The organism is Corynebacterium sp. ACRQK, assembly GCF_022345965.1.
GTDB lineage: Bacteria > Actinomycetota > Actinomycetes > Mycobacteriales > Mycobacteriaceae > Corynebacterium.
Genome location: NZ_JAKRMU010000008.1, coordinates 100,014 through 114,576, shown reverse-complemented (window position 1 = coordinate 114,576; position 14,563 = coordinate 100,014). Strand labels below are relative to the sequence as shown.

At 63.7% G+C, this 14,563-nt stretch carries 15 protein-coding genes; 1 reads left to right on the top strand and 14 read right to left on the bottom strand.

Going from position 1 to position 14,563, the window contains the following annotated elements:
• Positions 1-53 precede the first annotated feature (53 nt).
• A complete protein-coding gene (gene lysS, locus MHX63_RS09295; RefSeq protein WP_239388370.1) occupies positions 54-1,661 on the bottom strand; it encodes a lysine--tRNA ligase in 1,608 nt (535 codons plus the stop codon).
• Positions 1,662-1,849: 188 nt separating this feature from the next.
• Between lysS and MHX63_RS09290 the strand changes: the two genes are divergently transcribed.
• Positions 1,850-3,061 (top strand): hypothetical protein, encoded by a 1,212-nt coding sequence (locus tag MHX63_RS09290; RefSeq protein WP_239388368.1) that lies wholly within the window; start codon positions 1,850-1,852, stop codon positions 3,059-3,061.
• On the opposite strand, the gene panD is transcribed toward MHX63_RS09290, so the two are convergent.
• The 13 genes from panD to folP form a co-directional block, all read right to left on the bottom strand.
• Complete coding sequence (gene panD / locus MHX63_RS09285; RefSeq protein ID WP_239388366.1) at positions 3,058-3,474, bottom strand: aspartate 1-decarboxylase; 417 nt, start codon at positions 3,472-3,474, stop codon at positions 3,058-3,060. The genes MHX63_RS09290 and panD overlap by 4 nt on opposite strands.
• Positions 3,475-3,569: 95 nt before the next feature.
• Positions 3,570-4,829: a galactokinase gene (gene galK / locus MHX63_RS09280; RefSeq protein ID WP_239388364.1), complete on the bottom strand. Its 1,260-nt coding sequence runs from the start codon at positions 4,827-4,829 to the stop codon at positions 3,570-3,572.
• Positions 4,819-5,970, bottom strand: coding sequence for a galactose-1-phosphate uridylyltransferase (gene galT / locus MHX63_RS09275; protein WP_239388362.1), 1,152 nt, complete (start codon positions 5,968-5,970; stop codon positions 4,819-4,821). The genes galK and galT overlap by 11 nt, the downstream gene beginning before the upstream one ends.
• Positions 5,971-6,044: 74 nt before the next feature.
• Positions 6,045-6,371, bottom strand: coding sequence for a hypothetical protein (locus MHX63_RS09270; protein ID WP_239388360.1), 327 nt, complete (start codon positions 6,369-6,371; stop codon positions 6,045-6,047).
• 37 nt (positions 6,372-6,408) lie between these two features.
• Positions 6,409-8,064, bottom strand: a complete 1,656-nt coding sequence (locus MHX63_RS09265; protein WP_239388358.1) for a sodium:solute symporter family protein — start codon at positions 8,062-8,064, stop codon at positions 6,409-6,411.
• A gap of 161 nt (positions 8,065-8,225) precedes the next feature.
• Positions 8,226-9,194, bottom strand: coding sequence for an aldose 1-epimerase family protein (locus tag MHX63_RS09260; protein ID WP_239388356.1), 969 nt, complete (start codon positions 9,192-9,194; stop codon positions 8,226-8,228).
• Between the two features lie 34 nt (positions 9,195-9,228).
• Positions 9,229-10,149, bottom strand: a complete 921-nt coding sequence (gene panC, locus MHX63_RS09255; protein ID WP_239388354.1) for a pantoate--beta-alanine ligase — start codon at positions 10,147-10,149, stop codon at positions 9,229-9,231.
• A gap of 5 nt (positions 10,150-10,154) precedes the next feature.
• Positions 10,155-11,060, bottom strand: a complete 906-nt coding sequence (locus MHX63_RS09250) for a DUF2520 domain-containing protein (RefSeq protein WP_239388352.1) — start codon at positions 11,058-11,060, stop codon at positions 10,155-10,157.
• Between the two features lie 9 nt (positions 11,061-11,069).
• The gene (locus MHX63_RS09245) at positions 11,070-12,188 is read right to left on the bottom strand and encodes a DUF6779 domain-containing protein (RefSeq protein WP_239388350.1); all 1,119 of its coding nucleotides are present in this window, start codon (positions 12,186-12,188) and stop codon (positions 11,070-11,072) included.
• A gap of 10 nt (positions 12,189-12,198) precedes the next feature.
• Complete coding sequence (locus MHX63_RS09240; protein ID WP_239388348.1) at positions 12,199-12,693, bottom strand: DUF3180 domain-containing protein; 495 nt, start codon at positions 12,691-12,693, stop codon at positions 12,199-12,201.
• A 50-nt stretch (positions 12,694-12,743) separates the two neighbouring features.
• On the bottom strand, positions 12,744-13,307 hold the full coding sequence (gene folK / locus MHX63_RS09235) for a 2-amino-4-hydroxy-6-hydroxymethyldihydropteridine diphosphokinase (RefSeq protein ID WP_239388346.1): 564 nt from the start codon (positions 13,305-13,307) through the stop codon (positions 12,744-12,746).
• Positions 13,304-13,669, bottom strand: coding sequence for a dihydroneopterin aldolase (gene folB, locus MHX63_RS09230; protein WP_239388344.1), 366 nt, complete (start codon positions 13,667-13,669; stop codon positions 13,304-13,306). Before folB ends, folK begins: the two co-directional genes overlap by 4 nt.
• Positions 13,662-14,555, bottom strand: coding sequence for a dihydropteroate synthase (folP, locus tag MHX63_RS09225; RefSeq protein WP_239388342.1), 894 nt, complete (start codon positions 14,553-14,555; stop codon positions 13,662-13,664). The genes folB and folP overlap by 8 nt, the downstream gene beginning before the upstream one ends.
• Positions 14,556-14,563: the final 8 nt, after the last annotated feature.

The window sequence follows — 14,563 nt, the reverse complement described above, 5'->3', positions numbered from 1 at the left end:
CCCCCCCCCTCCCCGACAGAGTCCCTCCGGAGTTGACTGTTGGTAACTAACCGCTAGTTCTCGCGCTCCGGCTTCACGATCGGGAACAGCACGGTCTCACGGATGCCCAGACCGGTCAAGGCCATCAGCAGTCGGTCGATACCCATGCCAGTGCCGGCTGTCGGCGGCATGCCCTGCTCCATAGCAGCCAGGAAATCCTCGTCCAGGCGCATGGCTTCATCGTCGCCATTGGCCGCCAGGCGTGCCTGATCCTCGAAGCGCTCGCGCTGGATCACCGGGTCGACCAGTTCGGAATAACCCGTAGCCAGCTCGAAGCCGCGAACGTACAGGTCCCACTTCTCAGTGACACCCGGCTTGCTGCGGTGCTGGCGGGTCAGTGGGGAGGTCTCTACGGGGAAGTTACGCACGAAGATGGGGCCTTCCAGCTGGTCCTCGCACAGGACCTCCCAGATCTCCTCCACCAGCTTGCCGTGACCCCAGCCGCCCTTGGCAGGAACGTCTAGGCCAATGACCTTGGCAATTTCCTTCAGTTCCTCAACGGTGGAGTCGATCGTCACCTCTGGCTGGCCGGAGTACTTGCGCGCAAGTGCCTCGTTCAGCGAGGGGTACATCTCGATTTCCTTCCACTCCCCGCCGAAGTCGAACTCGGTGCCGTCGGCGAGGCGCACCTTGCCAGTGCCCTCCAGGTCGGTGCCCTTGGTTAGCTGGTCCACGATGTACTGGATGGATTCGCGGGTGGTGCGGGCGCAGTCATCGTAGTCGCCCCATGCAGCGTAGGTCTCTAGCATTGCGAACTCCGGGGAGTGGGACTTGTCCACGCCCTCGTTACGAAAGTTGCGGTTGATCTCGAAGACGCGATCGATACCGCCCACCACGGCGCGTTTCAGGAACAGCTCCGGCGCGATGCGCAGGTACAGGTCGATGTCCAGCGCGTTGGAGCGTGTGACGAACGGTCGAGCCGCCGCGCCACCGTGCAGGGTCTGCAGCATTGGCGTTTCGATCTCTACGAAGCCCTCGCCTTCCATGTAGTCGCGCAGCGCGCGGATGACCTTCACGCGCGTCATCGCGTTCTTGCGAGCCTCCTCACGCACGATCAGGTCGTTGTAACGCTGGCGCACGCGGGTCTCTTCGTTCATCTCTGCGAACGCTACGGGCAGCGGGCGCAGGGCCTTGGCAGCCATGACCCACTCGCTGGCCATGACAGACAGCTCGCCACGACGAGAGGCGATCACGCGACCAGTCACACCGATGAAGTCGCCGAGGTCCACGTCAGCCTTCCAGGCCGCGAGTGCGTCCTCGCCAACCTCCGCCAGAGAAAGCATGGCCTGCAGCTGCGTCCCGTCGCCATCCTGCAGGGTGGCGAAGCACAGCTTGCCCGTGTTGCGCATGAAGATCAGGCGCCCGGTCACGCTCACTACATCCTGGGTTTCTTCGCCTGCGGCGAGGTAAGTGACGCCCTCTGCCTCCACCGGCTGCTCTTCAGCTTCACCGTCAGTCTTCTTCACTGCCCACTGTGCGCGCACCTCGGCCAGGGAGTGGGTGCGTGGCACCTCTACCGGGTAAGCGTCCTTGCCGGATTCGAGGATGCGCTGCCGCTTTTCACGGCGGATGCGTAGCTGTTCGGGCAGGTCTTGTGCGGGGGTATTTGCTGCGTCAGTCACGCTTACAAAGCCTAGCGCATGGGGCGGACAGGTAATCGATTGAGGCATGCAGGTCGCCCGGGGGTGTTAGCTTTAGGGAACATAAGACGTTTTGTTCCCCTTACTCCTAGGTAACTTCCACCAGTCAGTAAGTTTCACCAGTCATAACCGGAAGTAGTCACAACCAGAAAATAAAGGAAGCACTCGACATGTCTTCTTCACGCCCCACTACCCGCAGCCACGCTCGTGCTTACGCCCGCGCTCTGACAGCCTGTCTAGCTGCAGGCGCTTTGACTTTCACCGCCAGCTGCTCTGCTTTCCAGCGCCCGGAGGGCGCCAGTGAAGAGATCTCCTACGGGGGCCAGAACGGCGACTCCGGTGGCGACAAGGGCCAGCCAGCTCCGAGCAGCTACTCGGAGGTTTCCACGGAGATCAGCGACGACCAGCTGCGAGAGATCTTCGCCGATGGCAAGTTCAGCGACTGCAAGCTGGACCAGAAGTTTTACGACAGCGCCTACGTGGATGGCGCGAAAATGATTCCGCTAGATTCGGCCGATGTCTACGTCAACGAGGAGACTTGTTCTGGTTATGTAAAGCCACAGGTAAGCGGCGACCAGCCAGAAGAGCTCAAAGATACGTCGATTTATGCCGGACTATCCGCCACTAAGCACGGCTCCAACCTCGACAACATGGCCCCCAACGATGCCGAATGGAACGATCTATCCGATGAGGGCCTTAAGGGGTGGCAATCCATCGAGATGCAAGATATGTGCGTGCTTGCCGGCCCGGAGGGCACTCCACTGGAATACGCGGAGGTTATCTCCACCTTCACCTGTGATTCCGTCAAACCCCTGCTGCGTTCATTGACAAACCTGGCAAACCGCTACCAGGAGCTCGAAGGTAAGGAAGCGAACATCGGCGAAGCTGACGGTCCGCTGGAGATCGGTGATCGCGTCGAGATGGATCTCGTGGACGATAGCTTCCGCGAAGCCCGCGACAAGGCCAAGGGCAAGGACGAGTCGACCACTGAAGAGGTGGGAATCGGCAAGGTGGAGATGAAACTGAAGGACTCTGAGATCCTCATCGACAATCCGCGGGACTACAGCAGGCTCTGTGTTGAGGTGGAGTATGCCTACGAGGATGAAGCACCGATCACTCCGCCGACCGAGATCGGCGTACAGGCTCCCAACGGTGAGTTCGAGGTGTTGAGGGCGGAAGGCGCTCTGCAAGCCTTGTCCGATGAAGGTAAAGGCAGCCAGCGTTATTGCTCGGAGGTTGGCATACGATTCGGCAACACCGACTTCGTTGTTACGGGCCTGAAGACTCTCTCGGCGACTAAAGAAGCTCTAGAGAAAGAAGGAATCCCGCTGTGGCGCATCCACGTAGAGCGCAACGACGACGGGAACTACGAGATCAGCTAGGTCTCCGGGTGGCGCGGGTTCTTTAACCCCGAGCCGTCCGGCACGTGGGCCGGGTCTCCGCCCAGCTCCACCTGCTTGTTGTTTTCGTCCACGAAGACCACGCGCGAGGCGTAGTTCTTCAGGTCTTCCTCGCTGTACTGGGCATAGCCGATGATAATGACGAGGTCACCGGGGCTGATCAAGTGCGCGGCGGCACCGTTGATGCCGATCACGCCGGTACCCCGGTCGCCGGTGATGGCATAGGTCGTCAGGCGATTGCCGTTATCGATATCGACGATATCGATCTGCTCGCCTTCGAGGATGTCGGCGGCTTCCATCAGATCAGCGTCGATGGTGCACGAGCCGACGTAGTGCAGGTCGGCCTGTGTGACCGTCGCACGGTGGATCTTTGATTTCAGCATGGTTCGCAACACGGGTGAACACCTTACTCGGGGCTAACCAAATAAGCTATTTAGCTGTTACTTTGCGCGACGCAGATCGGGCGCCCGGGTGGCGCCCGAAGCGGAGCCTAAGCGTTCCGGTGCGCGCCGTCGCTCGGCAGGGCGACCACGAACTCGGGCTCGTTGAAGCCCTTCCCCGCGAAAGCCCTGGAGACTGCCGCGGCCGTCGCCTCCACCCGATCCTCGCGCAGCAGCGCAATCGCGGAGCCGCCGAAGCCGCCACCGGTCATGCGGGCACCCAGCGCGCCCTCGGCCATCGCAACGTCCACGGCAGTATCCAGCTCCGGGACAGTGACCTCGTAGTCATCGCGCAGGGAGGCGTGACTACCCTGCATCGATCGCCCGAAGGCCTCCATGTCCCCGGCGCTGACCTGGCGGATCGCCTCGGCGGTGCGCTCGATCTCGCTGACCACGTGGCGCACGCGGGCGGCCACCACCACCGGATCCATGTCGTTGGACTTGGCCCAGCCCACGGAGGCATCCTCGGCCTCCTCGGCGAAGCGCAGGCTGCTAACCCCCAGGTCTGCGGTTACTCCGTCGATCACCGCGCGTCGCGCAGCATACTGTCCGTCGTTCAGCTGGTGCGGGGCGTTCGTGTTCATGATGAGGATCGCCAGCCACCGCGCCGCAATGTCGAAAGGCACTGGGGTAGCACTATCTTCGGCGAAGTCGATGGCCAGCGCGTGGCCGGCCTGGCCGAACAGCGAAATGCGCTGGTCAAGACCGCCCGTCGAGGCGCCGACTACCTCGTTCTCTGCTCTTATGGACGCCCCCATGAGCTCGTTGCGAGCCGCATCATCGAGGGGCGTACCGCCGTAGAGGTCGTAGGCCGCGAGAGCCGCCGAGCATTCCAGTGCAGCGGAACTGGAGAGCCCCGCGCCGACGGGAACGTCTGACTCGATGGCGAGGTCCAGGCCACCAGCGGGCATCAGACCAGCCTCGGTAGCGGCCCAAATGGCGCCGACGGCGTACCCCGCCCAGTTGGCGGGATTACCGGGGCCGACCTCGGCGACGGGGATCTCAAAGTGGACAACCTCCGCGGGCTCGCCGAAGCGGGAGGCCACGCGGTACACACCGTCGTCGTTCTTGGCCGCAGCTACGTAGGTGCGCTGGGAAAGCGCGAAGGGCAGGCTGATGCCATCGGCGTAGTCGACGTGCTCGCCGATCAGGTTCACGCGCCCCGGCGCGGACCACACGCCCGCCGGTTCGTAGCTGTAGACCTGCTGGAACAGGGACTGCACGTCGGCAGTGCCCTGCTCCTCGGAGCGGGTCTGCAGCCAGCGCGGGGTGCCCGCGTCCTGTGCCGCGTTGGTTTTCTTAGTTGGCATTGTCGGCGACCTCCCGGAAGCGCTCCGCGATCCTCTCCGGGGTGGTGTCGGAGATCCAGGCCTCCTGGCCCGACTCGCTACCGGCCAGGAACTTCATGCGTCCTGGGGATCGCATCATCGAATACAGCTGCAAGTACAGGCGACCGTTCTCCCGGTCCTCCCCCACCGGCGCCTGGTTCCAGGCAGCGATGTAGGGGGTGCGCTCCACTCCCTCGAAGAAGCGGTCCATGCGACCCAACAGGTCCAGGTAGAAGCGGGTCAGCTCGTCCTTCTCCTCGTCACTCAGCGCCGCGAAATCCGGGACCGCCCGGTTAGCCATGAGGATGACCTCCACCGGCCACTTCGCTGCCGCCGGAACATAGGCCGTGAAGTGCTCACCGGCCAAGAGTACGCGGGTGCCGGATGCCTTTTCGGCGGACAAGATGGCGTCAAAAAGATCCTTTCCGGTTTGCTCCCTAAACGCCCGAGCGCGTGCAGCCACCTCGGCGGCGCGCGGCGGGACGAAAGGATAAGAGTAGATCTGGCCGTGCGGGTGCTGCAGGGTCACGCCGATCTCCTTGCCGCGGTTTTCGAAGGGGAAAACGTAGCGAATGCCCTCAATGGCGGAAAGCTCGGCGGTGCGGTGCGCCCAGGCCTCAACGACCGTGCGGGCGCGCTCGTAGGGCAGATCCCTAAACGAGGAGTTCACGTCCGGGGTGAAGCAGACGACCTCGCAGCGGCCGATGGCGGGCTTGCGGGGAAATAGCTCCTGGCCGTCGACGTTGGTGGCGAAGTCCTCCGGCACCTCCATGTGGACCGACAGGGACGGGAAGCGGTTCTCGAAGACCACCACGTCGTAGTCGTCGGCGGGCACCTCGGTGGACAGCTCGCCGGGCTTGGTGGGAGCCAGTGGGTTCTCGTTGGCCGGGGGCATGAACGTGCGGTTCATGCGGTGCGCAGCGTAGACGTACCACTGGCCTGTCAGGGGATCCTGGCGCATTTCGGATTCCGTGGTGGCCTGCGGCAGGTCGCGGGAATCGTGCAGCTCGCGCTGCTTCTCCCCCGCAACATAAGCCGGTTCGTCGTCGAAGTACAGCAGCTCGCGGCCGTCCGCCAGCGTGGTTCGGGTTACTTTAAATTCGTGCTGCACAGCGTGGATCACTTCCTAGAAAGTCCTTGGGTGGGATGGTGCTTAGTTTAAAAATGCCCGCCTCCGGGTGAGGCGGGCAAGTGTGGTTACTTAGATTGCGAGGCCGGTGAGTCGGCGGAGTCGGCGGGATCTGCAGACTCAGCAGTTTCAACTGGTTCGTCAATCTTGACTGGATCCAGCTTGGTCCACAGGAAGAAGACCGCCGCCACAGCAACCATGGCAAGCCCGCAGACCAGGTTATACGTTTCGTTCTTCGGCTCGCCGGTGGTCACATCCATGCCCGGGTCCAGCAGGAAGTAACTGATCAAAAGCACAAGTCCGTACAGCCCCATGAGGGAGCCGATGACGTTGCGGATGTCGAAAGCTCCGGCCATGTGGGAACGCTTGGTTTTCTTAGCCGTGTTGTTAGCCATTGTGTCCGTTCACTCCTTTCTGAAAGTTTAAGCGCTCTTAGGCGAACACGATGTTGAGGACAAGTGCCATAACCAGGCAGAGGATACCCAGCGGGACGGTGCGGCGGTACCACGGCAGGGTGGCCTCGGCGGCGTCCGTGAGGTTTTCCTTCGGGGTGACGGACTTGACGAAGCCCACCAGCTCCTCGTCCGGCTTCGGCTCGGTGACCAGGGAGACCAGGACGGAGGCGATGATGTCCGTGACGAACGCCAGGGAGGCGGCAACGAAGGCCGTACCCTGACCCGGCAGGTTGAAGAACGTTGCGTCGGTGCTGCCGAAGGTGGCCACAGCCCAGTAGACGATTGCCACACCTGTACCGGAAACGAGGCCCACCCAACCTGCGGTGGGCGTCATGCGCTTCCAGAACATACCCAGGATGAAGGTGGCGAACAGCGGCGCGTTGAAGAAGCCGAACAGCGTCTGCAGGTAGTCCATGATATTGCCGAAGTTGGAGGCCAGCAGGGCGGTGAACACGGCAATGACGGTGGCGCCGACGGTCGCGATACGGCCGACCTTGAGGTAGTACTCGTCGTCGCGATCCTTGACGATGTAGGACTCCCAGATGTCGAAGGAGAACACGGTGTTGAAGGCGGAAATATTAGCCGCCATGCCGGCCATGAACGCGGCCAGCAGACCCGCGATAGCCACGCCCAGCAGGCCGTTCGGCAGCAGGTCGCGCATCAGGTACAGGATCGCGTCGTTCGGCTCGGCGGAACCATCCATGATCGGGGTGACTGTAGCGCCCGCGACCATGCCCGGGATGACCACCAGGAACGGGATGAACATCTTCGGGAACGCACCGATGATCGGGGTCTTGCGCGCAGACGACAGCGAATCGGCTGCCATGGAGCGCTGCACCTCCACGAAGTTGGTGGTCCAGTAACCGAAGGACAGCACGAAGCCCAGGCCGAAGACCAGGCCGATGGCCGAGACGATCGGGTTATCGAAGCCCGAGATCTCAGTGCCCGGCCAGGTGTGGAAGTGCGACGGGTCCGCTACCTTCTCCTGCAGGCCGGACCAGCCGCCGACTTGGTGCAGGCCGATCATCGTCAGCGGCAGCAGGGCCGCGATGATCACGAAGAACTGCAGAACTTCGTTGTAGATGGCGGCGGAAAGGCCACCGAGGGTGATGTACGACAGCACGATTGCCGCGGCCACCACCAGCGTGACCCACAGCGGCCAGCCGAGCAGGGAGTTAACCACCTTGGCCAGCAGCAATAGGTTCACACCGGCAATCAGCAGCTGGGCTACGGCGAAAGAGAGGCCGTTGACCAGGTGTGCGCCCTTGCCGAAGCGGCGGAGCATGAACTCCGGCACGGAACGCACCTTGGAGCCGTAGTAGAAGGGCATCATCACGATGCCGAGGAACACCATTGCTGGGATCGCGCCGATCCAGAAATAGTGCATGGTTTCGAAGCCGTACTGCACGCCGTTGGCCGAGTGGCCCACGATTTCTACGGCGCCCAGGTTGGCGGAGATGAAGGCCAGGCCCGTCACCCATGCGGGTAGCGAGCGGCCGGAGAGGAAGAAGTCAATTGAGCTGGACACTTTGGACTTTGCTGCCCAACCGATGCCCAGGACGAACGCGAAGTATAGGGCGACCAGCGCGTAGTCTACCCAGCTTGCGTCCAGGCGTAGTCCTTCAGCTGTCATAGCTGCGAACCTCCAGGAACGTCATGTTCCCGTCCCAGGCGCCAATCGTCTTATTTTTCAACTACCAGCGACGGAAACTATTGGATACTTTATGCATCTCGTATTCTAACGCCGCGGGGCGTACTAACGGAAATTTTTTTCTATTTCCAAAAGTACTTTTTCTAATTTGTGACGCCCTCACTCGGAACAAAAGAAATTCCACATTCGAAGCTGTGTTTTTCGCCTGGTTGTAGGCGAATGAGGTCTCGACCGGAGCGTAGTGCGTCCGGCGGGCACGTCATCGGTTCGACGGCCAGGGCCCGCCCCACACCGGGGTAGCCCTCGCGGCGGGCTGGGTCGGCAGTGAACACCTGAAACCAGTTGAAGCCCTCGCCTACCCATAGACGCACGCCCTCGCCGTCCGGGTTGAGCAGGCGCGCCTCGGACGGCGCATCCTCCTGCGCACTGATACCGCCGAAGCAGTGGTCCAGCCACACCCCGGCCATGCGCTGGCCGGTATCCAGGTCCGGAAGCACCCGGCAAGCCGGAAACTCCGGGCCGGCCGGCAGATTACGCACAGAATCCAAAGGCAGATTCGTGCCGACAGGCAGGTGCAGCACGCAGTCATCCAGCGGAGCTCCCAGGGCACTCAGGTAGGGGTGCCAGCCCAGGCCGAAGGGGCAGGAAGCATCGGCCTCGTTGCGGACGTCGAAGGCGGCACGCAGCCCCTCATTCGCGTCGAGGAACCACGTCACCCGCATGCGCAGCGGCCACGGCCATCCCTGGCGCAGGCCGGTGGACAGCTCCAGCGCCACGAAGTCCTCGCCTTGGTCGGCAACGTGCCAGGCCATCTGCCCCACGAATCCGTGGATCGCGGTGGCGCGGCCCGGCTCCGTGATGTCCAAACGGTGCAGCACGCCGTCGTGGGCGAAGACCCCATCGGCAGTGCGGTTCGGCCATGGGGCCAGCACAATTCCGGAGGATAGCGGCGGGTAGGCGCCCTCTGGGTAGGAAACCACCAGGGGCTTGCCCGCGTACTCCAGGCTGCGCAGCCCGCGACCGAAGGTAGAGATGCTGGCGCGGTACTCCCCAGCTGAAATGTCCACGAAGGGGTGCGAGTGTCGCTGCAGGGTGTCTAGATCGTCGCTCATGGTTCTACTCAGCTCTACTCAGTTCTGCTCAGCTCTACTCGCCAGCGTTGTCGGCAGGTGCGCTGCCTTCGCCGCCGTCATCCAGCCCCTTGAAGCCGGTGCCCAGGGGGACGCCCACATTGTCGATCAGGCGCGTGGTCCCAACGCGCGCCGCCACCAGCAGGCGGGCCTCGCCGTCCTCCGGGGTGTCGGAAAGATCCGTACCGCGCAGCTCAAGATAGTCGACGTCCACGCCCGAGGCGGCGTCCAGAATAGATCCAGCAGTCTGCAGCACTGCCGCAGAGCCCTGCTCGGCCACGAAAGCGCCGGCAGTCAGGGCGGCGGACAGAGTGAGGGCGAGCTCGCGCTCCTCGTCGGAAAGGTAGACGTTGCGGGAGGACTTCGCCAGGCCATCGGCCTCGCGCACGATCGGCACGCCGTGGACCTGCACCTCCATGTTCAGGTCCGTGACCATCTGCTGGATCAGCAGCAGCTGCTGGTAGTCCTTCTCCCCGAAGAAGGCGTGGTCGCAGTGCGTGATGGTGAAGAGCTTGTTCACCACCGTCAGCACGCCCGCAAAGTGAGTCGGGCGATGGGCGCCCTCCAGAATGCTGCCGGCTTCGCCCGGGTGGATAGTCGTGCGCGGGCCGTTGGGGTACATCTCGCGGGGGTTGGGGGCGAATACCGCGTCCACGCCCGCGGCTTTCAGTTTCGCGACGTCCTCGTCGAGGGTGCGGGGGTAGGCATCCAGGTCCTCTCCCTCGGCGAACTGCAGGGGGTTCACGAAAATGCTGACCACAACCAGTGCGCCCGGTATCTGCTGGGCGGCCTGCACCAGTGAGAGGTGCCCCTCGTGCAGCGCGCCCATCGTGGGCACCAGCGCCACGGGGCGGCCCGCCTTGCGCATGGCGCGGGTGAGCTGCCCGATCTTCTCAATCTCAGTGAAAACCTCTGCTTGGCCAGGTGTGAACGTCATGGCTCTTACTCTAGATCCAGCAGTCTTTCGACCTCAATAGCCCCCGCTTTAAGTGCAGTGCGGCGGGCCATCGCGGTGTAGGCGGCCTCTGCTGGCCCTTCCGCGGCTGAATCTGCCCCGTCCCCCAGCTCCCGCAGCGCTGCGCGGTGGCGCATCACCGCCTCCGCATCGTCGCGGGCGACTGGGCCGGTCAGCCCGTCGATGCGCTTGTCCAGCGCGTTATCCACCGCGGCGTGGGCGATTCGGCGCAGCAGTAGGGCGCTATCGGGGCTCTCCCCTGGCGCTTCCATTACGCGGTCCAGAATCTCCTGGGCATCCGTCAGTAGGGTCACCAGGTGGTTGGCCGCGTGCGCCATTGCCGCGTGATAGGCCGCCCGGTGGTGTTCGGGGATGGCAACGGGGACACCTCCCAGGCTGGCCACGAGTGTTTGCGCGACCACGTCGCCGACCTCGGAATCGCTGGTTACTCCCCACGCACAGCCGTCCAGCCGCTCGCTATCGACGGGGGTTCCGGTGAAGGTCATCGCCGGATGCAGAGCCAGCGGCAGCGCGCCGGTATCGGTGATTGGCTGCAGGATCTCGCAACCAAACGCCCCGGAGACATGCGCCACGATCTGCCCATCGCGCGTGTGCTGCGCGACTTCTTCTACCACTTCGGGAAGCTTCGGATCCGGCACCGCCAGCACCACGAGCGCGGCATGGGCGGTGCTGTCTAGGTTGATGCGGGGGAGGTTCGGGATTCTTTGTGACGCCAACTCTTCCGAACGCTCCGAATGCGCATAGATGCCATGCACGTGGTGGCCGGCGCGTGCGAAGGCCTCCGCCAAAGCCACGCCTACTTTCCCGGCGGAGATGATGCCGACGGAAAGGCGTGGCTGTTGAATGTCCGAGTTAGTTTCCGGGCCTGTCACAGGTGGTTTTTACTTCTCTCGATTCTTGAAGCGCTGCATCAGTTCCGCGACTGTAAGGCCATTTTCCACTTCGTCGGCGCGACGGCGACCGTGGGTGGTTCCCGTCGACCCAGCCTGCTCCTTAGCCTGCTCAGCCTGCTTCGCGTCAGCGTCTTGGGCGCCAGCTTCCTGGGCGGCGCCGGTGCTGGCATGGTTGGGACGAACGGCCTCTGCGCTCGGCATCTGAGCGCGGCGCTTCTGCGCGGGCTTCGGCTGAGTGGTCTTTTGCTGAGCGACCTTGTGCTCTGCGCGCTTGGCCTCGTCCATCGCGGTAGTGTCCACGACCAGCGGCAGCTGGGAGGTCTCCTCGGAATCCTGGCCGGTCCAGTTCACGGCAGCGAAAGTGCCAGTGTTGAACTTCGGCTTACTGCGGTGCTGTGCCTTGTGTGGCTGTGCTTGCTGGCCCGGCTGCTGCTGGCCTGCCGACTGGTGCGCCGGGCGGCCTGCAGTTTGTAGCGCCTGGCCGCCGACGCTATGTCCCAGCTCGCGGACTCGCTCGGCGGTCGCACGCACTGCGCGCTGCTCGCCCTCGTCGAAGTCCTCGCCGGTCAGCTCCGAGAGCTGCTTGCGCATGTGAGCCAGCTCCGCACGCAGCTCCGCCAGGTGCTTATCTCGCTGATCCTGGGACTTCTTGGCCTCCGCCGCGTACTTTGCCTGCGTCGCAGCCTCGCGCCTTTCCAGCTGAGCACGCTCATGCTCCAGCTGCGACTGGAAGTAACTCTCCTGGTTCTCGGCCTGCTCGCGCGCCAGCTTCAAAGCACCCGAGTATCGCAGCACCAACACCACGCCGAAGAAGGCAGCCCAGAGGGCAGCGATAAGCGCCACCTTCAGCCAGCCATCGGAATCCATAAACAGCATCAGCACGCTGGCCAGCAGCGCCAGCACCACCAGGCCAAACATCAGGAAGCGGGAGAGTCCCGAAGGCTCGTTGGAAGCCACGGAAGATCCCTGGAAGTCGGAGCCCTGAAAGTCCGAGCCCTGACGCGCGGAGTCGTCGTATCCCAGGGATTCCGGGGACTGGTGCCCGTCGAAGGGCTGCGACTGCGGCTGGTGAGACTGCTGTGGCTTAGGGGACTGCTGGAAGCTCATGGACAACACACTACCCAACGTCGAGCCCGTTGGGCGTTAATGGCGCATCCGGCGGTGGCGCTTCGCAGCTGCGTTCCAGCCAAACCCCGGCCACTACGGCTGCCAAAGCCCCCAGAGCCCCGGCAATCACGCCCGGCACATCGGCCTCCGCGGCCATAAGGTGCCCCGCATTCGGCAGAACATAGATTCCCACCCCGACGAACACTCCCAGGAACACCGACCCGGCCCACGCCGTGGCCTGGCCGAGCGCCAGCCACTGAACCACCGTCGTCGGCTGCATCTGCGTGCGATCCATCCCCACCCCGCTGCTGCTGCCGATGCGCTTGCGGATCACCCAACCCGCCACGGCGCACACGATTGCAAAGATCCACAGAGGCACGGAGCCGGTGATCTTAATCGGCGGGAAACTTCCATAAAAGCTCAGCGTGCTGACCCCGGCGATGAGGGCGCACACGATCGCCACGACTGCCAGCGTGGAAATCTTCGTGCGCTTCAGCGGGCTCATGTGCTGCCTCTTTATCCCTCGTCTTTGGTTCTATCCTTTGGCCCTAGCCTTTAGCCTTCGCCAGGGTCCGATAGTTCGGATCGATCCGCCGGGACGATAGCCTCCCGCTCGGCCGGATCAACATCTTCCAGCCACTCCAGGATGCCTCGCCCGCCCAAGGTACACCAGGGTTCCCGGACCAGCTGCAGGTCGCTCAGCGGCACCAGCACAAACGCCCGCTCGTGGGCGTAGGGGTGCGGAATAACCAGCTCAAACCCCCACTTTCCCTGGGATTGCAGGGGCTGGAACTGGGCGTCAAAACAAAAAAGAATGTCCACATCGACGGTGCGCGGGCCCCACCGGACCTCGCGCTCCCGCCCCGCGACGGCCTCGGCGAATTGGCAGTGGTGCAGCAGTGCGAGCGAGTCCAGCGACGTGCGTACGGCCACCACGGAGTTGCGGAACTCCTGCTGCTCCACCCCACCCCATGGCGGGGTGACGAAGATCCGCGACTTCTCCACGATCTCGATGGCCGGGTGCATCGCCAGCAGCTCGTAGGCGCGTTCGATCTGTGCGGTGGGGCTGCCCACGTCGCCGGGCATATTCGAACCGATTCCCAGGAAGGCTGTGATCATCGCTTGGACCTCCGAGCCACTACCCGCACGTCGCCGAACGGGTGGGCGATCGGCGCCTGCGGCTTGTGCACCGTGACCTCCACGGCGTACACCCCGCCCAGCTCCGCAACCTGGTCGGCAATCTTCGAAGCCAGCGTTTCGATCAGGTCGTGCCCCTCCTGCACCTCGACCGCGTTCACGGCGATGTCGGCCAGCTGCACGTAGTTGATCGTGTCTTCCAACGAGTCCGAATCTGCCGCGGCGCGGAAGTCCGTCCACACCACCATGTCCACGATGAACTTCTGGCCGGTGTTCTTTTCTTCCGAAAACACGCCGTGGTGGCCGAAAGCCTCCACGCCGATGAGCTCGATGCGGTCAGCCACGTCGCGCCCTCCATTGCTCGTCGATGTCGGGGCCGCGTCCGGTGGCCATTGCGTGTGCGACGTCCACTGCGGCCCGTGTCGGGGCTACTTTATGCACCCGGACGGCCCATGCGCCAACTGCCGCCGCCAGCGCGGAGGTGGCCGCCGTCGCATCGTCCGCCGATTCCGGCGTGCCGGGGTTGCCGTCGCTAGCTGGGCGCAGCGCGGTGAGGAAGCGCTTGCGCGAGGCCCCCACCAGCACCGGATAGCCCATCTGCACCAGCCGTTCAGTCGCGCCAAGGAGTTGCCAGTTTTCCTGCGGAGTCTTCGCGAACCCGATCCCGGGATCCAGGTAAATCTGTTTCTTTGTGACGCCTACTGCCTCCGCCGCTTCGATCCTCTGCTCTAGCCAACCGATGACGTGGCCAACGATGTCCTCGCCGTGGTCGTGGTAGCCCTCAGCTCCGGCAAAGTCCGCGGCGTTTCCTTTGTTCCAGTGCATCAGAATGATCGGCAGGCCGGATTCCGCGGCCAGCGGAAGCATGTCTGGGTCCGCCAGGCCGCCGGAGACGTCGTTGAGGTAGGTGACGCCCGCTTTCCAGGCGGCCTGCGCTGTGGATGCCCGCATCGTGTCGATGCTGGTGGCGATTCCCCGGCGGGATAGCTCCTCGATGACAGGGGTGACGCGGGCAGCCTCGACCTCCGGGGCGACGCGGGTGGCGCCCGGGCGGGTGGATTCCCCGCCGACGTCGATGATATCCGCGCCGTCGGCGACCATCGCCTCGGCGTGCGCCAGCGCGGCTGCGGTGTCCGGGTAGGCCCCGCCGTCGGAGAAGGAATCCTCGGTGACGTTGAGGATGCCCATCACGAGGGTGCGCTGGGGATTGTTGGTGCTGGGGTTGTTCATGCTGGTAT

Coding starts and splice junctions, on each gene's coding strand:
- MHX63_RS09290 (WP_239388368.1), top strand. CDS start 1,850: ATGTCTTCTTCACGCCCCACTACCCGCAGCCACGCTCGTGCTTACGCC.
- galK (WP_239388364.1), bottom strand. CDS start 4,829: ATGCCAACTAAGAAAACCAACGCGGCACAGGACGCGGGCACCCCGCGC.
- MHX63_RS09270 (WP_239388360.1), bottom strand. CDS start 6,371: ATGGCTAACAACACGGCTAAGAAAACCAAGCGTTCCCACATGGCCGGA.
- MHX63_RS09265 (WP_239388358.1), bottom strand. CDS start 8,064: ATGACAGCTGAAGGACTACGCCTGGACGCAAGCTGGGTAGACTACGCG.
- MHX63_RS09260 (WP_239388356.1), bottom strand. CDS start 9,194: ATGAGCGACGATCTAGACACCCTGCAGCGACACTCGCACCCCTTCGTG.
- panC (WP_239388354.1), bottom strand. CDS start 10,149: ATGACGTTCACACCTGGCCAAGCAGAGGTTTTCACTGAGATTGAGAAG.
- MHX63_RS09245 (WP_239388350.1), bottom strand. CDS start 12,188: ATGAGCTTCCAGCAGTCCCCTAAGCCACAGCAGTCTCACCAGCCGCAG.
- MHX63_RS09240 (WP_239388348.1), bottom strand. CDS start 12,693: ATGAGCCCGCTGAAGCGCACGAAGATTTCCACGCTGGCAGTCGTGGCG.
- folK (WP_239388346.1), bottom strand. CDS start 13,307: ATGATCACAGCCTTCCTGGGAATCGGTTCGAATATGCCCGGCGACGTG.
- folP (WP_239388342.1), bottom strand. CDS start 14,555: ATGAACAACCCCAGCACCAACAATCCCCAGCGCACCCTCGTGATGGGC.